Source organism: Bordetella genomosp. 7, from assembly GCF_002261415.1.
GTDB lineage: Bacteria > Pseudomonadota > Gammaproteobacteria > Burkholderiales > Burkholderiaceae_B > Bordetella_A.
This window is the reverse complement of sequence record NZ_NEVI01000015.1, coordinates 33317-56798: the sequence shown is the minus strand read 5'-3', so window position 1 is coordinate 56798 and position 23482 is coordinate 33317. Positions and strand designations below refer to the sequence as shown.

The following is a 23482-nucleotide window of genomic DNA, read 5'->3' as shown; positions in this document are numbered from 1 at the left end:
TCGCGGGGCGCGCGGCGTTTTATGGAGGTAAGCCATGAAAATCGGTGAACTCGCCAAAGCGGCCGGTACGACGGTGGAAACCGTGCGCTATTACGAAAAGGAAGGCTTGTTGCCGGCGCCGGGCCGGGGCCTGAACAACTATCGCACCTACAGCGACGCGCATGCGGAGCGGTTGCGGTTGATACGCAACTGCCGCGCGCTGGACATGACGCACGAGGAGATTCGCGCCATTCTGCAGCTGGCCGACAATCACGGCGCGGGGTGCGGACCCATCAACGAACTGTTCGATGAACATATCTCCCACGTGGACGCGCGTATTGCCGAGCTGACGCAATTGAAGGCGCAGCTGATCGACCTGCGCCGGCGCTGCCTGTCGGCGCGCCCCGATACCGATGATTGCGGCATCCTGCATGGCCTGTCCGAAATGCAGGTGGACGAGCGGCCCGAACGCCACACCCATCTGGGTTGAATGGCGCCACCGCCCCGGCCACGCGGGCGAGACGATGACCTTGAACGGTGCGGGGGGATACGGGCCAGAGCGGGCCCGCCCGCGTATGATGAGAATGTTTCTCGACTAGATAAGAATAGTGCTTTCCATGACAGCAACTCCTTTGCATGCCTTGACTTCCCGCAGGTCCATGAAGTTCTTGCGCGCACCGGCGCCCAAACAAGAAGAGCTGGACCAGATCCTGCAAGCCGCCATGAGCGCGCCCGACCACGGCAGGTTGCGCCCCTGGCGTTTCGTGCTGATCCGCGGCGAGGCCATCGCGCGCCTGGCCGATATTGCCCTGGACGCCGTCAAGCGCAGCGGCGACCCGCGCATGACGCCCGAAAAAGAAAAGTCGGTGCGGCAGTGGATGAGCGAGGTGCCCCTGTTTATTGGCCTTGCGCACCAGATCCACCACGACAATCCCAAAGTGCCCGAGCAGGAGCAGTTGCTGGCCACCGGCGCTTCGGTGATGAACATCCTGAATGCCACGCACATGCTGGGCTACGGCGCGTTCTGGAGCACCGGCATGGGCACTTACCTGGAAGAAGTGCAGGAAGCCCTGGGATTGGATTCCCTGGAATACCGCTTCCTGGGCTTTCTGGCGATAGGCACCCCGGCGTGCGCCGTGCCCCAGGTCGAGCGCCCGGATTATCGCGAATTCGTGACGGAGTGGACGGGGGCCTGAGCCCGACCGGAAGTCGTAGGGCTGCATAGGCGCGGGAAGGTGTCTGACACCCTTCGGGAGTCAGACACCGGTGTGTGCTGGCGTAGATGGGTGCGGCGGGTGTCTGCGGCAGGTGTCTGCGGCAGGTGTCTGACGCCCTTTGGGAGTCAGGCACCGGTGTGTGCTGGCGCGGACGGGTGCGGCAGGTGTCTGACACCTTTAGGTGTCAGACACCGAGGTGGAGCTTCAGGCGGTTTCGCGCAGGATGCGTTCCGCTTCTTCGCGCACGCGGTCCGGTGCGGTGCCGCCGATGTGCTTGCGCGCGGCCACGGAGCCTTCCAGCGTCAGCACCGAATGCACATCGTCGCCGATGCCGGGATGGTAAGCCTTGAGATCGGCCAGCGGCAGGTCGGCCAGGTCGCAGCCGCGCTGCTCGCAGTCGCGCACGGCATGCGCCACGACTTCGTGCGCATCGCGAAACGGCACGCCTTGCTTGACCAGGTAGTCTGCCAGGTCGGTCGCGGTGGCGAAGCCCTGCAGGGCGGCGGCCCGCATGTTGTCGGGCTTGACTTTGATTCCCGAGGCCATGTCGGCAAAGATGGTCAGCGTGTCGCGCAGCGTGTCCACGGTGTCGAAGAGGCCTTCCTTGTCTTCCTGGTTGTCTTTGTTATAGGCCAGGGGCTGGCCTTTCATCAGGGTCAGGAGCGCCATCAGGTGGCCTGTGACGCGGCCGGTCTTGCCGCGGGCCAGTTCCGGCACGTCGGGGTTCTTTTTCTGGGGCATGATCGAGCTGCCGGTGCAGAAGCGGTCGGCCAGGTCGATGAAGCCCACGCGCGGGCTGATCCACAGCACCAGCTCTTCCGACAGGCGCGAGATATGCGTCATGATCAGCGCGGCGGCGGCGCAGAACTCAATGGCGAAATCGCGGTCGGAAACGGCGTCCAGCGAGTTGCGGCACACGCCGTCGAAACCCAGCGTGCGGGCCACCCGCTCGCGGTCGATGGGGAAGGTGGTGCCCGCCAGCGCCGCAGCCCCCAACGGCAGGCGGTTGACCCGCTTGCGGCAATCGGCCAGGCGCTCGGCGTCGCGGCCGAACATCTCGGCGTAGGCCAACAGGTGGTGGCCGAAGGTTACTGGCTGGGCAACCTGCAAATGCGTAAAGCCCGGCATGATGGTGGCGGCGTTCTCGAGCGCCACGGTGGCCAATGCATGGCGCAACTGGCGCAGCAGGTCGAGCAGGTTGTCGATCTCTGCGCGCAGCCACAGGCGGATGTCGGTGGCCACCTGGTCGTTGCGCGAGCGACCGGTGTGCAGCCGCTTGCCGGCGTCGCCCACCAGTTCCACCAGCCGTTTCTCGATATTCAGGTGCACGTCTTCAAGGTCCAGCAGCCACTGGAAGCTGCCGGCCTCGATCTCGTCCAGGATCTGGGCCATGCCGCGCTGGATGTCGGCCAGGTCCTGGGCGGGGATGATGCCCTGCGCGGCCAGCATGTCCGCGTGCGCCAGCGAGCCCTGGATGTCGTAGCGGGCCAGGCGCTTGTCGAAATCCACCGAAGCGGTATAGCGCTTGACGAGTTCGGAAACCGGCTCGGAGAACCGGGCGGACCAGGCTTGCGCCTTGTTGGCGAACTGGTTTTGATCAGGTTGGGGTGTTTTTGCCATGATGGCGCGATTATAGAGGGCGTGCAGCCGGCGTGTCCGCAACAATGGGCGCCTGTCCGCTGCTGTCGCGGCCACATGTTGGATAATTCGGGCGACGCCATATACAGGGAGCCGGCTCGTGGCAATGCATTGGGAAAAGTTGGTGGTCCGGCTGGGGGAATACGTGCCCACCCAGCCGTGGGCGCAGACCCTGGTCGGAATCGGCGCCCTGATCCTGGCTGCGCTGATTGCGCAATGGGTGGGCGCGCGCATCGTGCTGGCCTGCGCACACCGGCTGCTGGTGCTTACGGGGCGCGAAGACTGGGACAAGGCCTTGCGCCGGCGCCGCGCGTACCAGAATTTCTGGTACGCGGTGCCCTTTGCCGTGGTGTCGCTGGGTATCGGACTGGTGCCGCACGCCGAGCGGGCGGTGGCCACCGTGGGGCGGCTGGCCCAGGCCGGCGCATGGATATGTATCTTCATGGCCGTCAGCGGCGTGCTGAGCGCCTGGCAGGACACGTATTCCGCCACCACGCGCGCGCAGACGCGGTCCATCAAGGGGTATATCCAGATCAGCAAGCTGATCCTGGTGGCGATCTGCACCGTGCTGGTGCTGTCCATCCTGCTCGATCGCTCGCCGCTGTGGATGATTTCCGGGCTGGGCGCCCTGTCGGCGGTGCTGTTGCTCGTGTTCAAGGACACGCTGCTGTCGCTCGTGGCCAGCACCCAGCTCACATCCAACGACATGCTGCGCATCGGCGACTGGATCGAGATGCCGCAATCCAACGCCGACGGCTTTGTGCGCGATATCGCGTTGCATACCGTCAAGGTGCAGAACTGGGACAACACCGTCACCACGGTGCCCACGTACAAGCTGTTTTCCGAAAGCTACCGCAACTACCGGCACATGTTCGAATCGGGCGGGCGGCGCATCAAGCGCACCCTGCGCGTGGACGCCACCAGCGTGCGCTTCCTGAACGATGATGAAGCCGAGCGGCTGATGCGCTTTCGCCTGCTGCACGACTATCTCGCTGCCAAGCAGACCGACCTGCGGCAGGCCAACAGCGCGCTCGAGGCCGAACTGGCGCAATTGCCGGCCAACCGCCGCCGCCTGACCAACATCGGCACGTTCCGCGCCTACGCGCTGGCTTATCTGAAGCGGCATCCCGAAATACGCCAGGACATGTCGATGATGGTGCGGATGATGGAACCGCAATCAGATGGCATACCGATAGAGGTGTATTGCTTTACCGCGCTGACGGCCTGGGTCGAATATGAACGTATCCAGGGCGACGTGTTCGACCACCTGCTGGCGATCCTGCCGGAACTGGGCCTGCGCCTGTATCAGCAGCCCTCGGGGGCCGACATCGGTGCGGTGGGGCAGGGCCTGGGCCAGGCGCTGCGCCACGACCTGGCGCGCGAACGCGCGCTGGCCGCCGGCCCCGACGCAGGCATGCGATAATTTTCTGTCTGAATCCAACCGATCTGGAACCTTCTTCCATGAGCGCCGCCCGGGTAGCAATCGCGCAAATCAACGCCTATGTGGGCGATATCAAGGGCAACATGGCCCGTGTGTTCAAGGCCGCGCAGGCGGCCCACGCACAGCAGGCCGATGTGCTGGTCACGCCAGAGCTGGTGCTGACCGGCTACCCCCCCGAAGACCTGCTCCTGCGGCCGCACTTTGTCGAAACCCAGCAAGCCGCGCTGGACCAGCTGCGCCAGGACACCGCCGGCATGGCGGGGCTACACCTGCTGGTGGGCCACGTGGCGGCGCGCGAAGGCCGGCTCTACAACGCCGCCACGGTGCTGTGCGAGGGCCGCGTCGTGGGGGTGTACTGCAAGCGCGAGCTGCCCAATTACTCGGTGTTCGACGAGCAGCGGTATTTCGCGACGGCCGACCAGCCGCTGGTGTTCCAGGTCAAGGGCGTGCGGTTCGGGGTCAACATCTGCGAAGACATCTGGTTCGACCGCGCGCCCCGCGCTGCCGCCCAGGCGGGCGCGCAGGTGCTGCTGGTGCCCAACGCGTCGCCCTACAACGTCGGCAAGCAAGACGAACGCCTTGCCGTTGCGCAGCGCTGCGCGCAAGACACCGGCTGCGCTGTCATCTACGCCAACATGGTGGGCGGGCAGGACGAACTGGTGTTCGACGGCGCGTCGTTCGCGCTCGATGCGCAAGGCCAGCCGGCCGCGCGCCTGCCCGATTACGCCGAAGGGGTCAATGTGGTCGAGGCCGACGCCAGCGGCGCCATACGGCCCGTGTCGCGCCACGCGGACGTCGCCCCGTACTGCCTCGAAGAACAAGTCTGGAACGCCCTGGTGCTGGGCGTGCGCGACTACCTGGGCAAGAACGGCTTTCCGGGCGCCATCATCGGCTTGTCGGGCGGCATCGATTCGGCCGTGGTCCTGGCGGTGGCCGTCGACGCGCTGGGCGCGGCCAACGTGCGCACCGTGATGATGCCGTCGCGCTATACGGCCGACATCTCGCAGTCCGATGCCACCGATATGGCCCAGCGCCTGGGCGTGCGGCACGACGTCATTGCCATCGGGCCCGCGGTGGACGCCTTCGATGCCATGCTGGCGCCGCAGTTCCAGGGGCTGCCCGTTGATGCCACCGAAGAAAACATCCAGGCCCGCGTGCGCGGCACGCTATTGATGGCGATGTCCAACAAAATGGGGCATCTGGTGCTGACCACCGGCAACAAGTCCGAACTCACCACCGGCTACTGCACCTTGTACGGCGACATGGCGGGCGGGTACGCCGTAATCAAAGACGTGCCCAAGACCCTGGTGTACCGGCTTGCCGAATGGCGCAATCGCGACCGCGAAGTCATACCGCGCCGCATCATCACGCGGCCGCCGTCGGCCGAATTGCGCCCCGACCAGACCGACCAGGACAGCCTGCCGCCGTACGATATCCTCGACGGCATCATGGAACGCTACATGGAACGCAACCAGTCGGCCGCCGACATCGTTGCCGCGGGCTTTCCCGAGGCCGCGGTCGAGCAAGTGGTGCGGCTTATCCGAATCAACGAATACAAGCGCCGCCAGGCGCCTCCGGGCCCGCGCATCACGCCGCGCGCGTTCGGGCGGGATTGGCGCTATCCTGTCACCAACGGTTTCCGCGAAAAACCCTGACCGCTCGCCGCCCTTCGATTTACACCAGGATCACATAACGTGAAACAAGTCACTGCCATCATCAAACCGTTCAAGCTCGACGAAGTGCGCGAAGCGTTGGCCGAGGTCGGCGTAAGCGGCCTGACGGTCACCGAAGTCAAGGGGTTCGGCCGCCAGAAAGGGCACACCGAACTGTATCGCGGCGCCGAGTACGTGGTCGATTTCCTGCCCAAGATCCGGGTCGAGGTGGTGCTGGCCGACGACATGGTCGAGCCGGCCATCGAGGCAGTGATCAAGGCGGCCCGCACGGGCAAGATCGGCGATGGCAAGATCTTCGTCACGCCCGTCGAGCAGGCCATTCGCATCCGTACCGGCGAAACCGGCGAGCAGGCGCTGTAACGCTGGCAGGCCAGCGCCGGGCCAGCGTTGGCGTCAGGCGGGCAGCGGCTGCATGCGCTGGCGGAACATCGCCAGGCTTTGGGAGCAGATTTCGCGCGTGATGTCCTGGCGCGCATGATCGCGGCGTTCAAGCATGCCCAGGCTGCGGGCGGGGTGGCCGGCCTCGTCGGGCAGCGGCAACACACGCAGGTCTGCGCTGGCCGGCCAATTCGCGCCATTGAGCAGGGGCAGCAGCGTCACGCCCACCTCTTGCCGCACCAGCTCCACCAGAGTCTCGATGGCGTTGAGCTCCAGGAAGTCGTTGACCACCACCCCCAGGCGACGCAATACCCGGTCGATCTGCCGGCCGGTGCGCTGCGTGCGATCGAACCGCAGGAACGGGTTGCCGGCCAGCACGGCCAGCGCGTCGTCGCCAGCCGCGGCAGGCGAGGCCACGACCACCAGGGGTTCTTCATATAAAGGCGTCCAGTGCGTGCTGGCCATTTTGCGCCGGCTTTCCACGACGAATGCCGCGTCCAGGTCGCCCGCCTCGACCTTGCCGGCCAGTTCGCTGGCCTTGCCCGACAGCACCCGCACGTCCAGGCCGGGGTGCTGGCGTTTCATGCTGGACACCACCTTGGCCAGCGGCCCCATGCACGACACTACGGCGCCTATCGACACCGCGCCGGCCAGTTCGCCCGGCGAGCCGCGCGGCAGCTTCAGGCGGTCGTACATATCCACCAGGTGCTTGATGTCGGGCAGCAGTTCGCGCCCGGCGGCGTTCAGGATGGCCAGCCGCCCGCTGCGGTCGAACAGCTCGCGCCCCAGTTCGGCTTCGAGCGAGCGCATCTGGAAACTGATGGCTGCCTGGGTCAGCGCCACCTGCTCGGCCGCCTCGGAAAACGAGCCGTGGTGCGCCACCGCCAGGAAGCTACGCAGGTAGCGTATGTTTCCCATAAAAGTATTTTGTATGTTAAATCAAATAATCAAATTGATTTAATTAGACCACAAGAGTAAGTTCGTTGGTCTTTGCTTGTATTTCTAACTGAGCCCACCGCCATGAAGACTTTTGACTGGAACAACCCCTATCCTTCGTTCCGGATCCCGCTGTTTGCGCGCAATGTCGTGTCCACGTCCCACCCGCTGGCGGCGCAGGCCGGCCTGCGCATGCTGCTCAAGGGCGGCAACGCTGTAGACGCGGCAATTGCTGCAGCCGCGACCATTGTGCTGGTCGAACCCGTTTCTTGCGGCCTGGGCGGCGATTGTTTCGCCATCGTCTGGGACGGCAAGGAACTGCATGGGCTGAATTCCTCGGGCGTGGCGCCCGCCGCCTGGAACGTCGAGTACTTCAAGCGCAAATATGGCGTGGGCCCCGACGGCCTGGCCAAACAGCCCAAGCGCGGCTGGGATGCCGCCACCGTGCCCGGCGTGGTAGCCGGCTGGGCCGCCCTGCACGAAAAACTGGGCAAACTGCCGTTTGCCGACCTGTTCGAACCCGCCATCGAGATCGCCGAGCGCGGCTACGCCGTGCCGCCGGTGGTGGCGCACAAGTGGGCCGCCGCCGCCGACGAGCTGCGCGACCAGCCGGGCTATGCGCAGGCGTTCCTGCCCAATGGCCGTGCGCCCAAGCCGGGCGAGCACTTCCGTATCCCGGATGCGGCCTATACCCTGCGTCGCATCGCCGCCAGCAAGGGGCGCGATTTCTACGAAGGCGAGATCGCCGAGAAAATCGCCGCGTTCAGCAAAGAATGCGGCGGCGCCATGACGCTGGACGACCTGCGCGGCTATCGCCCCGACTGGGTCAAGCCCATCTCGAAGTCGTACCGCGGCTATGAACTGCATGAAATCCCGCCCAACGGGCAAGGCATTGCCGCCCTGATGGCGCTGGGCATCTGCGAACATTTCGACCTGCAGGGCATGGGCGTCGATTCGGTACAGTCGCAGCATGTGCAGATCGAGGCCATGAAACTGGCCTTTGCCGACCTGTACAAGTACGTGTCCGATCCGCGCACCATGGATGTCACGCCGCAACAGATGCTGTCGGACGACTACCTTGCCAGCCGAGCCAAGCTCATCCGCCTGGACGGCGCCACGCAGTTCGAGGCGGGGCGCCCGCACGCCGGCGGCACGATCTATCTGACCGCCGCGGACGAAAACGGCATGATGATCTCGTTCATCCAGTCCAACTACATGGGTTTCGGTTCGGGCGTGGTCGTGCCGGGTACCGGCATCAGCCTGCAGAACCGCGGGGTCGGGTTCTCGATGGACCCCAAATCGCCCAACGTGGTCCAAGGGGGCAAGCGGCCCTTCCACACCATTATCCCGGGCTTCCTGACCCGCGGCGGGCAGCCGGTGATGAGCTTTGGCGTCATGGGCGGCGACATGCAGCCGCAGGGCCACCTGCAGACCGTGATCCGCATGCTCGACTACCACCAGCAGCCGCAGGCGGCGTGCTGCGCGCCGCGCTGGAAGGTCAACCGCGATTTCTCGCTGGACATCGAGTCGTCGATGAATCGCGAGACGGTCGAGGGCCTGCGCGCGCTGGGCCACGCCATGAAGTCGGTGGACGATCCTTATATGGATTTCGGCGCCGGCCAGTTCATCTGGCGCATGCACGAAAGCGATAACGAACTCGGATATGTCGCGGCCAGCGACAGCCGCCGTGACGGCCAGGCAGTTGGTTTCTAAGCAGTACCATGGCATGCTGGACCGGCGCCGCGCCATGGCGCCGGCCTCTTGCCCATAACATTCACAAGGGAAAAAGCACATGAAGCTCAGGTACTTCAAGCTGGGGGTGTGCGCTGCTCTGCTCGCGGCAGCGTCTACCGCCACCTATGCCCAGCACATCCGCATCGGCTTGCAAGAAGACCCCGATGTTCTCGACCCTCATCGCGCCCGCACTTATGTCGGGCGCATTGTTTTTACCTCGCTGTGCGACAAGCTGGTCGATGTGAACGAGAAGCTGCAGTTCGTGCCGCAGCTGGCCGAATCGTGGTCCTGGAACGACGACAACACCGTGCTGACGTTCAAGCTGCGCGCCGACGCGCAGTTCCACGACGGCACGAAGTTCGATGCCGCCGCGGCCAAGGCCAACCTCGAGCGCGCCATGACGCTGAAAGAAAGCATGCGCAAAGGCGAGCTGGCGTCGGTGGCCAAGATCGACGCGCCCGACGCGCAAACCCTGGTGCTGACGCTCAAGCAGCCCGACGCCACGCTGCTGGCCTCGCTGTCGGACCGTGCGGGCATGATGCTGTCGCCGGCCATCTTCTCCGACGACGTGGGCGCCGTAGGCCGCAAGCCTGTGTGCTCGGGCCCGTACCAGTTTGTCGAGCGCGTGCAGAACGACCGTATCGTGCTCGAGAAGTTCGACAAGTACTACAACGCGCAAGACTACGCTTTCAAGCGCGTGACTTTCCTGCCGATTCCCGACAGCACCGTGCGCCTGTCCAACCTGCGCGCGGGCGGCCTGGACATTCTTGAGCGCATGAACCCGTCCGACGCCCAGCAGGTCAAGGCCGACTCCAGCCTGCAGTTCGCCAGCGTATCGGGGCTGGGCTACCAGCAGTTCTACTTCAACGTGGCCAATGGCGAACGCGCCAAGACCAATCCGTTCGCCGACGAGCGCGTGCGGCGCGCCTTCGAGCTCACGCTGGACCGCAACATCATCAACGAAGTGGTGGGCGGCGGCATTTTCGATCCGGCCAACCAGCCATTTCCCCCGGCCAGCCCGTACCATAGCGACAAGTTCCCGATTCCCGCGCGCGATGTCGCCAAGGCCCGCGCACTGCTGAAAGAAGCCGGCAAGGAACAGGTGCAGGCCGAGCTGGCGTTCGGCAACAACACCACGACGTCGGCCATCGCCGAGATGGTGCAGGCCATGGCCGCTGAAGGCGGCTTCCAGCTCAGGCTGCGCCCCACCGAGTACGCGGCCCTGCTCAACGAAGCGCAAAGCGGCAACTTCGAACTGCTGATGCGCGGCTGGTCCGGCCGGGTGGACCCGGACGGCAACATCTACCAGTTCGTGACCTGCAAGGGCGCGCTGAACGACGGCCGCTATTGCAACCCCGAGGTCGACAAACTGCTGAACGAAGCCCGCACCGTTCCGGACGAAGGCAAGCGCAAGGCCATCTACGATAAAGTCCAGGAAATCCTGCAGGCCGACGCCCAGGCCGTGTATATCTATTACCAGCCATGGCCTTTCGTTCTGGCCAAGAAGGTCCAGGGTTTCAAGCCGTACCCCGATGGCATGATCCGCCTCAGGGGCGTGTCGTTCGCCCAGTAAGCCGGGGCGGTCGCGCGCGCGCCAGGGGCCGTGCCGTCGAGCACGGCCCATTGCGTTTGGCGCCGGCCGCCTGTTACCGGATTTCCAGGTCCTGCCTATGTTCAAAATCATCTTGCGCCGCGTGCTGGTCGCGATACCGACGTTGATCCTGGTATCGCTGATTGTTTTCATGCTGCAGAAAATCCTGCCGGGCGACCCGGTGCTCACCATGGCGGGCGAAGAGCGCGACCCGGCCGTCCTCGACTATCTGCGCGATAAATACCGGCTCAATGATCCCTTGCCGGTGCAGTATGGCGCGTGGGTCATGCAGGTGCTGCAGGGCGACCTGGGCAAATCCCTGCGCACCGATGTGCCGGTTACCCAGCTGATCGCCCAGAAACTGCCCGTGACGCTGCAGCTGGCCGCCATGGCCATGTTCTTTGCCCTGATCATCGGCATACCCATGGGCATCCTGGCCGCCGTCCGCAAGGGTACCGTCACCGAAATGGGTGCCAACGTGGCGGCCCTGTCCGGGATGTCGATTCCCAACTTCTGGCTGGGCATCCTGCTCATCATGCTGGTGTCCGTGAAATGGCGGTTGTTGCCCGCGTCGGGCTACGTCTCGCCCTTTGAAGATTTCTGGATGTCGATGAAAACCATGTTGATGCCGGCACTGGTACTGTCTACGGCCATTGCGGCGTATCTGATGCGGCATACCCGCTCGGCCATGCTGGAGGCGCTCAGCGCCGATTATGTGCGAACCGCGCGGGCCAAGGGAGCGTCGCCGCGCAGCGTGGTATTGCGCCATGCATTGCGCAACGCGCTGATGCCCATCGTCACCCTGGTCACCTTATTGTTCGGTGAACTTCTGGCGGGCGCCGTGCTTACCGAACAGGTGTTCACCATTCCAGGCTTCGGCAAGCTTATTGTCGACGCCGTCTTCACCCGCGACTACGCGGTCGTGCAGGGCGTGGTGTTGTGCGTGGCGGTGGGCTTTATCATCATGAACCTGCTGGCCGACATCCTGTATATCCTGGTGAACCCCCGCTTGAGGCACGCATGAGCGCACATACTGTTACGGCGGCGACGCCCGCCATGCCGCCCCGCAGCCGCAACCGCGCCTGGGGCAAATTCAAACGCAATCGCGTGGCGTTGCTGGGCGCCGCCATCGTTCTTGCGGTGGTGGTGCTGGCTGTGTTCGCGCCCTGGCTGGCCACGCACGACCCCCTGCAAACCAGCTTCATGTCCATCCGCAAGCCGCCGTCGGCGGCGTTCTGGCTGGGGTCCGACGAGCTTGGCCGCGACATCTACAGCCGCATGCTGTACGGGGCGCGCGCCTCGCTGATGGCGGGCCTGGTGTCGGTGCTGATCGCCATGGTGGTGGGCGTGCCCTTCGGCCTGGTGTCGGGCTATTTCGGCGGCTGGATCGACAGTGTGGTGTCGCGCTGCACCGAGGCGCTGCTGGCAATTCCCTTTCTGATCCTGGCCATCGCGCTTGCCGCTTTCCTGGGCCCCAGCCTGACCAACGCCATGATCGCCATCGGCGTCTCGGCAGCGCCCAAGTTCATCCGCCTGGCGCGCGGACAGGTACTGGCCGTCAAGAATGAAGACTATGTACAGAGCTCGCGGGCCCTGGGGGCGTCGGATGCGCGCATCGTCCTGCGCCACATCCTGCCCAACATCATGCCGCCGCTGATCGTGCAGGCCACTATCACGATCGCCACGGCCATCATTGCCGAAGCCAGCCTGTCATTTTTGGGCCTGGGCCTGCAGCCGCCCAATCCATCATGGGGCTCGATGCTGAATACGGCCAAGAACTTCATGACCCAGGCGCCGTGGATGTCCATTTTTCCGGGGTCGGCGATTTTCCTGGCCGTGCTGGGTTTCAACCTGTTGGGTGACGGGTTGCGGGACGCGCTCGATCCGAGGCAAGACAAGTGAACGCGATGACTAGCATGGATGCCAACAAAGTCGTGCAGGTACAGGGCCTGACAGTACGCTTCAACACCCCCGAACGCGTGGTCGAAGCCGTGCGTGACGTGTCTTTTCATGTCGACCGGGGTGAAACGCTGGCCATCGTGGGCGAGTCGGGCTCGGGCAAGTCGGTGACCTCGCTGGCGCTGATGCGACTGGTGGAGTATGGGGGCGGGCGCATTGTCGGCGGCGAAATGCGGCTGCGGCGGCGCAACGGCGAAGTGCTCGACCTGGGCCGCGCCGACGAGAGCGCGCTGCAGCGTGTGCGAGGCGCCGACGTCGCCATGATCTTCCAGGAGCCCATGACCTCGCTGAACCCCAGCTTTACTGCCGGGGATCAGATCGCCGAGGCGCTGCGGCTGCATCAGGCAATGGACGCCACGGCAGCCCGTGCGGAAACCCTGCGCATGCTGGAACGCGTGCGCATTCCCGAGGCGCGCGCCATTCTCGACCGCTACCCTCACCAACTGTCGGGCGGCATGCGCCAGCGCGTGATGATCGCCATGGCGCTGTCGTGCAAGCCGCAACTGCTGATCGCCGACGAGCCCACCACTGCGCTGGACGTCACTATCCAGGCGCAGATCCTGCAGTTGATCCGCCAGCTGCAGGAAGAAATGGATATGGGCGTGATCTTCATCACGCACGACATGGGCGTCGTGGCCGAAGTGGCCGACCGCGTGCTGGTCATGTACCGCGGCGACAAAGTCGAAGAGGGTGGTTCGGACGAGATTTTTGCGCAACCCCGTCACGCTTATACGCGCGCGTTGCTATCGGCCGTGCCACGGCTGGGCGCCATGCGCGGCACCGATCATCCCGCGCCATTTCCGCTGCTGCGCGTAGAAGACGCGCAGGCAGGCGCCGCGCCGGATAGCGGGCCGGCGCCGGTTGATACGGTGCGCCGCGACCAGGGGCCGGTGCTGCGCGTGAAAGACCTCATCACCCGCTTTGATATCACCGGTGGCGTTCTTGGGCGCGTGCACAAGCGGGTGCATGCCGTCGAACGCGTCAGTTTCGACCTGTACCCCGGCGAAACGCTGGCGCTGGTGGGCGAATCGGGCTGCGGCAAGACCACCACCGGCCGGTCATTGCTGCAACTGGTAAAGAGCCAGGGCGGGCGCATAGAGTTCGACGGGCAGGATATCGGCGCGCTGCGCGGCTCTGCCATGCAACACTTGCGCCGCCATATCCAGTTCATTTTCCAGGATCCGTTCGCGTCGCTCGACCCGCGCATGACCGTGGGGCATTCCATCATGGAACCGTTGCTGATTCACGGGGTGGCCAAGGGCCGCGAAGCCCAGGACCGGGTGCGCGGGCTCATGGAAAAATGCGGCTTGTCGCCCGACATGATCGACCGCTACCCGCACGAGTTCTCCGGCGGGCAGCGCCAGCGCATTGCCATCGCACGCGCGCTCGCCTTGAACCCCAAGGTGATCGTGGCGGACGAATCGGTGTCCGCGCTGGATGTCTCGATCCAGGCGCAAATCGTCAACCTGCTGCTCGACCTGCAGCGCGAGCTGGGCGTGTCGCTGCTGTTCATCTCGCACGATATGGCGGTGGTCGAACGGGTCAGCCATCGGGTCGCGGTCATGTACCTGGGGCAGATCGTCGAAATCGGCCCGCGCCGTTGCATCTTCGAAAACCCGCAACACCCGTACACGCGCAAGCTGATGGATGCGGTGCCCATCGCCGATCCCCGGCGCCGCCACCGCGCGCGGTCGCTATTGGTCGACGAGATTCCCAGCCCGGTGCGCAAGGTGGGCGACGAACCCGCCGTGGCGCCGCTGGTGCAGGTAGCGCAAGGCCACTACGTCGCGCGGCATCCGGTGGGCGTATACACCTGAGGCATGCGACGGCGGGAGGCGGCCGGCACGGGTATCATTAGCCCTTTTTCGCGGTCGTCCCCGCCGGATTTTCCATGGCCTTGCGCGCAACCATTTATAAAGCCGAACTGCATGTCGCTGACGGCGACCGTCACTACTACGGCACGCATGGCCTGACCGTGGCTCGCCATCCGTCCGAAACCGACGAACGCATGATGGTGCGGTTGCTTGCCTATGCGCTGCATGCCCACGACGGCCTGGCATTCACCAAGGGACTGAGCGACACCGACGAGCCCGACATATGGCTCAAAGACCTGACCGGCGCGATCGATTTGTGGGTAGAGGTAGGCCAGCCCGACGAACGCCGCATTCTCAAGGCATGCGGACGCGCCGGGCAGGTTGTGGTGTACTGCTACGGCGGGCATGCCAGCACGGTGTGGTGGGAGGGCGTGCGCAACAAAGTGGCGCGGGCCCGGAATCTGCGCGTGGTGAATCTGCCGGGGGATCAGACGCGCGACCTGGGATTGCTGGCAGAACGATCCATGGACCTGCACGTCAACGTGCAGGATGGCGCCGCGTTCGTCACGGCGCCTCGGGGCGAGGTAACGGTCGAGCCGCAGGTCTGGCGCTAGGCCGGATGGTGTTCCACTGCCGTCCAGAACGCCGGCAGAAAGCATTCGGCCACCAGCAGTGGTTGACCCAGTCTCCAGAAGGCCGAGCGGCGCGCCCATAAAGCGCCCGACCGTGGATCGGCCTGTACGCCGCGCGCCGTGGCATAGAAGGGCACTGGCCAGGCCAGGCGGCGGCACACAAAGGGCGAGCGCTCGATGGTGCGGTCGTGGTACAGCATATCCGCCAGAGGCCGGGTGCTCAGGCGTCGCATGCCCTGCCAGGTGCCATGCGAGGCCGCCAGCGGCGTCAGGCTGCGCGCCACCACGCTGTCGACGCCATCGACCGACATCAGTATTTCGCGCACCCAGACAGGGCTGGCCGGCGCCATGCCCATTCCGCGGGCTTCGTCCGCGGGCGCGCCCTGGGCGTACTCGCGCAGCACGCGCAGGTGCACCTTGCCCAGCTTGCGCAAGCCGGCGGTAAGCGCGCCGGGGCGCATCAGCCAGTATTTGTGGGCGGGAGACAGTGAAGGAGGAACGGCCGGCAGCCAGCCGGGGGCCAGGGGTGCAAAAGCTCTCATGGCGCTAATTATGCCAAGAGCCGGCATGGCGCATGGCCCGTGCCGTGAAATAATCCGGGGCTGCGCTCACGGCGATAATGCAATATATGGAAAAAGTACGAATTTCAAAGTTGATGGCCGAGCGGGGCATGTGTTCCCGCCGCGAGGCCGACAGCTATATCGAGCGCGGCTGGGTCAAGGTCGATGGCGTGGTTGTGTCGGAACTCGGCGCGCGTGCGTATCCCGGCCAGAACATCACCCTGGAGCGTGCCGCCCGGGCACAGCAGACGTCGCGGGTCACCGTTCTGATCAATAAGCCCGTGGGCTACGTGTCCGGCCAGGCAGAAAAAGGCTACCTGCCCGCCATCGCCCTGGTCGATGCCTCGTCGCGCTATGCGCGCGATCGCTCGCCGCTGCGGTTCAGCCGCTCCCACCTGCAGGGCCTGGCCGTTGCCGGGCGGCTGGACATCGATTCGCAGGGCCTGCTGGTGCTGACCCAGGACGGCCGCGTCGCACGGCAGCTCATCGGCGAAGATTCCGATATCGACAAGGAATATCTGGTCCGCGTCACCGGACGGCTGGACGAACGCGGCCTTGCCTTGCTTAATCATGGGCTGAGCCTGGATGGCAAGCCGCTGCGGCCCGCGCAGGTGGACTGGCAGAATGCCGACCAGCTTCGCTTTGTGCTGCGCGAAGGCAAAAAACGGCAGATCAGGCGCATGTGCGAACTGGTCGGCCTGAAAGTCGTGGGGCTCAAGCGGGTGCGTATCGGCCGGGTGAAACTGGGTGACCTGCCGCCGGGCCAATGGCGTTATCTGCGCGAAGACGAGCGCTTCTAGCAGCCTGCGAGCTGTTTCAGTCGATTTCGGGCGGCTGCCTACTGCAGCAGCGGGGCGTTATGCTGGGGCGCCAGCCCGCCGTCGCGCAGCCGCTCCACCAGGAACTCGATGAATATCCGGGTCTTGGCGGGCAAGAGCCGCGTGTCGGTGACCGCATACACCGGAAAGGGCCCGGCCTGCCAGCCGGGCAGCACGCGTTGCAGGCGGCGCTGCTCCACATCCTGGCGCACGCTGCGCGCCGGCGCCAGAACCGCGATGCCGGCGCCCAGCGATGCCAGGCTGCGCACCATGGGCACGCTGTTGGCCGAAAACCGCTTGCCGGGGGTGATTTCCAGGCGCTCGTCGCCGCGCGACAGCGGCCACCGGGTGACTTTGCCGTCATGGGCGCGGAACTCCAGGCACTCGTGGCGGGTCAGGTCATCCGGGTGGCGCGGCGCGCCATGTCGTTGCAGATATTCGGGCGACGCATACAGGTAGGCCGGCAGCAGGCCCAGCAGCCGGGCGATCTGGCTCGAATCGGGCAATTCGCCGATTTCGATCGAGATATCGCAGCGCTGGAATACCCGCCCGGCGTGCTCCGGGCTGGCCAGATCAAGGTAGAACGTCACTTCGGGATAGCGTTGAGAGAATTCCATAAAAACTTCGGCCAGGAAGTCGGTGCCAAAGTCGGCCGGCATATTCACCCGCAATGGGCCCGATGGCGTTTCAACCAGCTTTTGCAATTCTTCGTGGGCAACTTGCGCCTCGGACACGATGCGCTGGCATCGCTCGAAGTAAAGCAGGCCGGCATCGGTGAGTTCGACGCGGCGGGTCGTGCGGCTGAGCAACCGCAGGCCCAGCGAGCGTTCCAGTTCGGCCACCTGGCGCGAGACGGTCGATTTGGGCACCCCCAGGTTGGCCGCCGCCCGCCCGAAATTGCAGGTTTTGGCCACTTCGACAAAGAACTCCATACCTTGCAGCCGCTTCATGGCGGGTGGCTCCCCTGCGCAACAACAGTGACGGCCTATTATCCCATAAATGGGATGAAGATTTCGCGCCTGGCCTCTTTGTTTCTGAATTGGGATAAAGCAAAATCCCAGCTTTCGCGGCCGCCGACACGCTTTTCATGGCGCGCCGCGCATATCAATCATTGGGACGGCGCCGGCCATGCATCGGCGCTGCCGGCAATGCACAGTTGGAAAATCATATGAAGAACAACAAGAGAATGCGGCGTGGCGCCGCGTTGATCGCGGCCGTGGCCGCTGCGCTGGCGGTGGCCGGATGCGGCAAGGATGCCGACCCGCCAGCTGCTGGCAAACCGCAAGTGGGCGTCGTGACGCTGACGACCCGACCCGTGCAGCTGACCACCGAGCTGCCGGGCCGCACAGCGGCCTTCCGGGTGGCGGAAGTCCGCCCGCAGGTCAGCGGCATCGTGACCAAGCGGCTGTTTACCGAAGGCGGACAGGTGCGCGCGGGCCAGCAGCTCTACCAGATCGACCCCGCGCTGTACCAGGCCAGCTACAACAGCCAGCAGGCCGCATTGGCGCGCGCCCAGGCCCAGCTGAAAACCGCCGGCCTGCTGGTGCAGCGCTATAAGCCGCTGGCCGAGAGCCGCGCCGTGAGCCGCCAGGCCTATGACGATGCCGTGGCCGCGCGGGACCAGGCCGCCGCCGATGTGCAGGCGGCCAAGGCGGCGCTTGAAACCGCGCGCATCAGCCTGGTGTACACGAAGGTCCTGTCGCCCATCGACGGCATCATCGGCCGATCATCAATCACCGAAGGAGCGCTGGTTACGGCCAACCAGGCCGCGCCGCTGGCCTCGGTGCAGCAGATCGACCCGATCTACGTCGACGTGACGCAATCCAGCGTCGACCTGCTGCGGCTGAAGTCCGCGCTTGAAAGCGGGCTGCTGCAGCGCCAGGCGGACAAGGACTCCGCCCGCGCCACCCTCACTCTGGCTGACGGGTCGCAGTACGGCCACGAAGGCACTCTGCAATTCTCGGAAGTCACGGTAGACGAGGGCACGGGGTCGGTCACGTTGCGCGCCGTGTTCCCCAATCCGGACAACAAGCTGCTGCCGGGCATGTTCGTGCGCGCGCGCATTATCGAGGGCACGGTGCCCCAGGGGGTGCTGGCGCCGCAGCGCGGCATCACGCGCGACCAGCGCGGCCGGCCGACGGCGCTGGTGGTCAATGCGGAAAACAAGGCAGAGCTGCGCCTGTTGACGGTAGATCGCGCCATAGGCGACCAATGGCTGGTGACCAGCGGCCTGCAGGCCGGCGACAGGGTCATCGTAGAGGGCGTGCAGAACGTGCGGCCGGGCGTCGACGTGCAGGCCCGGGAGTTCGACGCTTCGGGCGCGGCGCCCGCCGCCACGCCCGGCACGGCCAGCTAAGGAAACCGCATGGCAAAGTTCTTTATCGACCGCCCGGTGTTCGCCTGGGTGATCGCCATCGTGCTGATGATGGCCGGCGTACTGGCGATCCTGCAGCTGCCCGTGGCGCAGTATCCCAACATTGCTTCGCCGGCCATCAGTATCCGTGTCAATTACCCCGGCGCGTCGGCCCAGACCGTGCAGGACAGCGTGGTGCAGGTCATCGAACAACAGATGAACGGCATCGACAACCTGAACTACATTGCCTCGGAAAGCAACTCCGATGGCAGCATGTCGATTACGCTGACCTTCGCGCAGGGCACCGACCCCGACACGGCGCAGGTGCAGGTGCAGAACAAGCTGGCAGTGGCCCAGCCGCTGTTGCCGCTCGAAGTGCAGCAACAGGGCATTCGCGTCAGCAAGGCCACCAAGAACTTCCTGGTCGTGGCGGGTTTTGTCTCCACCGACGGCACCATGACCAAGGAAGACCTGGCCAACTACGTTGCGGCCAACGTACAGGACCCCGTCAGCCGTACGCCCGGCGTGGGCGATTTTCAGCTCTTCGGGTCGCAGTACGCCATGCGCATCTGGCTCGACCCCGGCAAGCTGTTGTCGTACAACCTGACGGCCATCGACGTGATGAACGCGGTGCGGGAGCAGAACGTGCAGGTCTCCTCCGGAGAACTGGGCGGCCTGCCGGCAGTGCGCGGCCAGCAGCTCAACGCCACCATCATCGGGCCGTCGCGCCTGCAGACGCCCGAGGAGTTCGGCCGCATCCTGTTGAAGGTGAACCCCGACGGCTCGCAGGTGCGCCTGGACGACGTGGCGAGCATCGCACTGGGCGCGCAAAGCTATTCCATCGACAGCTTCTACAACGGCAAGCCGGCCTCGGGGCTGGCGATCAAGCTGGCCCCCGGCGCCAATGCTCTGGATACGGTCGATGCCGTGCGCGCAACGATCGACCGGCTGAAGCCGTTCTTCCCGCCCGGCATGGACGTCGTCTACCCATACGACACCTCGCCGTTCGTGTCGCTGTCGATCGAAAGCGTGGTTCATACACTGATCGAGGCCATCATCCTGGTTTTCCTGGTGATGTACCTGTTCCTGCAGAACATCCGGGCCACGCTCATTCCCACCCTGGCGGTGCCGGTGGTGCTGTTGGGCGCGTTCGCGGTGCTGGCGGCCTTCGGCTATTCGATCAACACGCTGACCATGTTCGGCATGGTGCTGGCGATCGGCCTGCTGGTCGACGACGCGATCGTGGTTGTCGAGAACGTCGAGCGCGTCATGGCCGAAGAAGGGCTGTCGCCGCGCCAGGCCACGCGCAAATCGATGGAGCAGATCACCGGCGCGCTGGTCGGCATTGCGTTGGTGCTGTCGGCCGTTTTCGTGCCCATGGCATTTTTCGGCGGCTCGACCGGCGTAATCTACCGGCAATTTTCCATCACCATCGTTTCGTCCATGGTGTTGTCGGTGGTGGTGGCCATCGTATTCACCCCGGCGCTGTGCGCGACGCTGCTCAAGCGCATTCCCCAAGGCCAGCACGGCGCCAGGACGGGGTTTTTCGGGTGGTTCAACCGCTTCTTCGACCGATCCACGCACGGCTATGCCAATTCGGTGGCGCGCGGCCTGGGCCGCACCAAGCGGTTGATGCTGATTTACCTGGGGCTGCTGCTGGTCATGGGGTGGATGTACACGCGCATCCCCACGTCATTCCTGCCCAATGAAGACCAGGGCATTCTGTTTGCGCAGGTACAGGCGCCTGCCGGCGCCACCGCCGAGCGCACCGCGCAGACGGTCACGCAGGCCACGCGTTATCTGCTCGAAGACGAGAAAGACGCGGTCGCGTCGGTGTTCGCCGTGCACGGTTTCAGTTTCGGCGGGCGAGGGCAGAACTCGGCCATTCTGTTCATCAAGTTGCGCGATTGGTCAGAGCGTGGCGACGCGGCGCTCAAGGTCGATGCGGTGGCCGAGCGCGCCAACGCCTATTTCGCCGCCAATCTGCATGACGCACGCGTCATGGGGTTCGCACCGCCGGCGGTGATGGAATTGGGCAATGCGTTGGGCTTCGACTTCCAGCTCATGGACCAGGCCGGCCTAGGCCATGATCGGCTGGTTCAGGCTCGCGACCAGTTCCTTGCCGAAGCGGCGAAAAGTCCCAAGCTGGCCGGCGTGCGCCTGAACGGCATGCAGGACGCGCCGCAGTATCAGCTGGACATTGACCGCGAGAAAGCCCGCGCCCTTGGCGTGTCCATCGCCGACATCAACAGTACGCTGTCGATTGCCTGGGGCGGTTCGTATGCGAACGACTTCCTCGACCGCGGGCGCGTGAAGAAGGTGTATGTGCAGGGCGAGCCCGCATCCCGCATGCTGCCGCAGGATCTCGACAAATGGTATGTGCGCAACCATGCGGGCGACATGGTGCCGTTTTCGGCGTTCGCCTCGGCGCACTGGACCTACGGACCGCAGCGCCTGGACCGCTACAACGGTGTGCCGTCGTTCAATATCCAGGGGCAGGCCGCGCCCGGCTACAGCTCCGGCGAGGCCATGGCCGAGATGGAGCGCATTGCCGCCACCATGCCGACTGGCGTGGGCTTCGAATGGACTGGGCTTTCGTACGAAGAGCGCCTGTCGGGGGCGCAGGCGCCGGCCTTGTATGCGATATCGATCCTGGTGGTGTTCCTGTGCCTGGCGGCGCTGTACGAAAGCTGGGCCATACCCACCGCGGTCATGCTGGTGGTGCCGCTGGGCGTGATCGGCGTGCTGGCGGCCACATTGCTGCGCGGCCTGTCCAACGATGTGTATTTCCAGGTGGGGCTGCTGACCACAGTGGGCCTGAGCGCCAAGAACGCGATTCTGATCGTGGAGTTCGCCAAGTTGCACTATGAGGCGGGCGCCGGCCTGGTGGAGTCTGCGGTGCACGCCGCGCGGCAGAGGTTGCGCCCCATCCTGATGACCTCATTGGCTTTCATCCTGGGCGTCGTGCCGCTGGCGATTTCCTCCGGCGCGGGGTCGGGCAGCCAGCACGCCATCGGCACCGGCGTGATCGGCGGCATGCTGGCCGGCACCTTCCTGGCCATCTTCTTCGTGCCCGCGTTTTTTGTGGTGATGCTGCGCCTGTTCAAGGTCAGGCGCCGCAGCGAACGCCACGACGATGACGACGAGGGCGGCGTTCCGGCGCCGGGTCACGGCGCACCGCCGCTCGATCCCGCGCCACAGTCTGGAGGTGCCACACAATGAAACCAGGCATGAACCGACCCGTGCTTCGTAGTCTTGGCCTGGCGTTGGCGTTGGCGCTGGCCGGATGTACGCTCGCGCCCGAGTACGAGCGCCCGGCCGCGCCTGTAGACCGTGCGTATCCATCCGGCCCGGCCTATGGCGAAAACGGGCAGGGCGCTCGTTCCGGTGTGGCGGCTGCCGATATGGGATGGCGCGACTTCTTCGCCGATCCGCTGTTGCAGCGCCTGATTTCAACGGCCCTGCAAGCCAACCGCGACCTGCGCGTGGCGGCGCTGAACGTCCAGGAGGCGCGTGCGCAATACCGCATCGAGCGGGCCAGCCTGCTGCCCGGTGTCGGCATCGGGGGGCAGGGCACTGTGCAGCGTCTGCCTGGCGACCTGACGCAGAGCGGCCAATCGGGCATCAGCCGCACATACCAGGTGGGCGGCTCGATCCCGGCCTGGGAACTGGACTTGTTCGGCCGCATCCGCAGCCTGAGCGACCAGGCGCTGCAACTGTACCTGGCGCAGGACGAGACCCGCACGGCAACCCAGCTGTCGCTGATCGCCGAGACCGCCAGCGCGTACCTGACGCTGCGCGCCGACCAGGAACTGCTCGAGCTGACGCGTTCCACACTGGCGGCGCAGCAGGATTCGTACAGCCTTACCCGCCAGAGCTACGAAGTGGGCGTGGCCACCGAACTGGACCTCAGCCAGGCCGAAATCGCCCTGCGCACTGCCGAGCGCAATCTGTCGGAGTACACGCGACGGGTGGCGCAGGATCGCAATGCGCTGACGCTGCTGGTGGGCCAGCCCCTGGCCGACGACGTCGCAGCCCGGCTCGCGCGAGCCACGACCCTGTCCGACGATGTGATGCCGCACACGTTGCCGGTGGGCTTGCCTTCGGATCTGTTGGCCCGCCGGCCCGACATACGCGCGGCCGAGCATCAGTTGCAGGCAGCCAATGCCAATATCGGCGCCGCGCGGGCGGCGTTCTTTCCCCGCATCAGCCTGACCGGAAGCGCCGGCAGCGCAAGTTCCAGCCTGGACGGGCTATTCGATGCGGGGTCGGGCGCCTGGAGCTTCATGCCCAGCATTACGGTGCCGATTTTTGCCGGGGGCGCGTTGCGTGCCAGCCTGGACGCCGCCACCGTACGCAAGGATATCCGGGTTGCCCAATACGAAAAATCCATCCAGACGGCGTTTCGCGAAGTGTCGGACGCGCTGGCCGGCCGTGGCACTCTGCAGACGCAGATCGCCGCGCAACGGCAACTGGTGGACGCCAGCCAGCGCGCCTACACGCTGGCTCAGCAACGCTTCGACCTGGGGGTCGACAACTACCTGAGCGTGCTGGATGCGCAGCGCTCGCTGTATTCGTCGCAACAGGCGCTGGTGGAAATGCGGCTGGCCAGGCTGACCAATCTGGTTAGCCTGTACCGGGCGCTGGGCGGCGGCTGGACGGAGCACACCGTCACGGCCGGCTAAGGTGCGGCCGGCGAGGTGCGGCCGGCGAGGCGCGGCCGGCGAGGCGCAAAAAGGGCGGCCCTGGGGCCGCCCTT

Annotated in this window: 19 protein-coding genes; 15 read left to right on the top strand and 4 right to left on the bottom strand. The window is 65.3% G+C overall.

Translation table 11 applies throughout. The features are described from left to right. Positions 1-34 precede the first annotated feature (34 nt). Both cadR and CAL18_RS09445 read left to right on the top strand, forming a co-directional pair. Positions 35-469 (top strand): Cd(II)/Pb(II)-responsive transcriptional regulator, encoded by a 435-nt coding sequence (gene cadR, locus CAL18_RS09450; protein WP_026638140.1) that lies wholly within the window; start codon positions 35-37, stop codon positions 467-469. A gap of 127 nt (positions 470-596) precedes the next feature. Then, entirely contained in the window at positions 597-1175 is a 579-nt protein-coding gene (locus CAL18_RS09445; protein ID WP_026638139.1) for a nitroreductase family protein, read from the top strand. Positions 1176-1400: 225 nt separating this feature from the next. Here the strand turns inward: CAL18_RS09445 and argH are convergent, their stop codons facing one another. Then, a complete protein-coding gene (argH, locus tag CAL18_RS09440; protein ID WP_026639717.1) occupies positions 1401-2816 on the bottom strand; it encodes an argininosuccinate lyase in 1416 nt (471 codons plus the stop codon). Positions 2817-2940: 124 nt separating this feature from the next. Here argH and CAL18_RS09435 point away from each other — a divergent pair, with 124 nt between their 5' ends. From CAL18_RS09435 to CAL18_RS09425, 3 genes are read left to right on the top strand one after another with little or no spacing between them, the layout of a single operon-like run. Then, positions 2941-4257 (top strand): mechanosensitive ion channel family protein, encoded by a 1317-nt coding sequence (locus tag CAL18_RS09435; RefSeq protein ID WP_094796371.1) that lies wholly within the window; start codon positions 2941-2943, stop codon positions 4255-4257. Between the two features lie 38 nt (positions 4258-4295). Continuing rightward, positions 4296-5930 carry an NAD+ synthase gene (locus tag CAL18_RS09430; RefSeq protein WP_094817736.1) on the top strand — a complete coding sequence of 545 codons (1635 nt, stop codon included), beginning with the start codon at positions 4296-4298 and terminating at the stop codon, positions 5928-5930. Positions 5931-5969: 39 nt separating this feature from the next. After that, entirely contained in the window at positions 5970-6308 is a 339-nt protein-coding gene (locus tag CAL18_RS09425; protein WP_026639714.1) for a P-II family nitrogen regulator, read from the top strand. A 33-nt stretch (positions 6309-6341) separates the two neighbouring features. On the opposite strand, the gene CAL18_RS09420 is transcribed toward CAL18_RS09425, so the two are convergent. Continuing rightward, on the bottom strand, positions 6342-7244 hold the full coding sequence (locus CAL18_RS09420) for a LysR family transcriptional regulator (protein ID WP_026639713.1): 903 nt from the start codon (positions 7242-7244) through the stop codon (positions 6342-6344). Between the two features lie 102 nt (positions 7245-7346). Here CAL18_RS09420 and ggt point away from each other — a divergent pair, with 102 nt between their 5' ends. The 6 genes from ggt to CAL18_RS09390 all read left to right on the top strand — a co-directional run bounded on the left by ggt (position 7347) and on the right by CAL18_RS09390 (position 14974). Further along, on the top strand, positions 7347-8975 hold the full coding sequence (gene ggt, locus CAL18_RS09415) for a gamma-glutamyltransferase (RefSeq protein ID WP_026639712.1): 1629 nt from the start codon (positions 7347-7349) through the stop codon (positions 8973-8975). A gap of 79 nt (positions 8976-9054) precedes the next feature. Next, a complete protein-coding gene (locus CAL18_RS09410; RefSeq protein ID WP_026639711.1) occupies positions 9055-10569 on the top strand; it encodes an ABC transporter substrate-binding protein in 1515 nt (504 codons plus the stop codon). 97 nt (positions 10570-10666) lie between these two features. Then, positions 10667-11611 (top strand): ABC transporter permease, encoded by a 945-nt coding sequence (locus CAL18_RS09405; RefSeq protein WP_026639710.1) that lies wholly within the window; start codon positions 10667-10669, stop codon positions 11609-11611. After that, complete coding sequence (locus CAL18_RS09400) at positions 11608-12489, top strand: ABC transporter permease (RefSeq protein ID WP_026639709.1); 882 nt, start codon at positions 11608-11610, stop codon at positions 12487-12489. Before CAL18_RS09405 ends, CAL18_RS09400 begins: the two co-directional genes overlap by 4 nt. A gap of 14 nt (positions 12490-12503) precedes the next feature. Then, the gene (locus CAL18_RS09395; protein ID WP_026639708.1) at positions 12504-14363 is read left to right on the top strand and encodes a dipeptide ABC transporter ATP-binding protein; all 1860 of its coding nucleotides are present in this window, start codon (positions 12504-12506) and stop codon (positions 14361-14363) included. Positions 14364-14437: 74 nt separating this feature from the next. Then, positions 14438-14974, top strand: coding sequence for a YaeQ family protein (locus tag CAL18_RS09390; RefSeq protein WP_026639707.1), 537 nt, complete (start codon positions 14438-14440; stop codon positions 14972-14974). On the opposite strand, the gene CAL18_RS09385 is transcribed toward CAL18_RS09390, so the two are convergent. Further along, positions 14971-15534, bottom strand: a complete 564-nt coding sequence (locus CAL18_RS09385) for a chorismate--pyruvate lyase family protein (RefSeq protein WP_094817735.1) — start codon at positions 15532-15534, stop codon at positions 14971-14973. The two genes, CAL18_RS09390 and CAL18_RS09385, sit on opposite strands and share 4 nt — an antisense overlap. An 86-nt stretch (positions 15535-15620) precedes the next feature. Between CAL18_RS09385 and CAL18_RS09380 the strand changes: the two genes are divergently transcribed. Next, complete coding sequence (locus tag CAL18_RS09380) at positions 15621-16352, top strand: pseudouridine synthase (RefSeq protein WP_026639705.1); 732 nt, start codon at positions 15621-15623, stop codon at positions 16350-16352. Positions 16353-16390: 38 nt separating this feature from the next. Here the strand turns inward: CAL18_RS09380 and CAL18_RS09375 are convergent, their stop codons facing one another. Then, the gene (locus tag CAL18_RS09375) at positions 16391-17320 is read right to left on the bottom strand and encodes a LysR family transcriptional regulator (protein ID WP_026639704.1); all 930 of its coding nucleotides are present in this window, start codon (positions 17318-17320) and stop codon (positions 16391-16393) included. A gap of 218 nt (positions 17321-17538) precedes the next feature. Here CAL18_RS09375 and CAL18_RS09370 point away from each other — a divergent pair, with 218 nt between their 5' ends. From CAL18_RS09370 to adeC, 3 genes are read left to right on the top strand one after another with little or no spacing between them, the layout of a single operon-like run. Next, positions 17539-18726: an efflux RND transporter periplasmic adaptor subunit gene (locus CAL18_RS09370; RefSeq protein ID WP_094817734.1), complete on the top strand. Its 1188-nt coding sequence runs from the start codon at positions 17539-17541 to the stop codon at positions 18724-18726. A gap of 9 nt (positions 18727-18735) precedes the next feature. Continuing rightward, on the top strand, positions 18736-21945 hold the full coding sequence (locus CAL18_RS09365) for an efflux RND transporter permease subunit (protein WP_249278395.1): 3210 nt from the start codon (positions 18736-18738) through the stop codon (positions 21943-21945). Then, positions 21942-23408 (top strand): AdeC/AdeK/OprM family multidrug efflux complex outer membrane factor, encoded by a 1467-nt coding sequence (gene adeC / locus CAL18_RS09360; protein ID WP_094817733.1) that lies wholly within the window; start codon positions 21942-21944, stop codon positions 23406-23408. Before CAL18_RS09365 ends, adeC begins: the two co-directional genes overlap by 4 nt. Positions 23409-23482 lie beyond the last annotated feature (74 nt).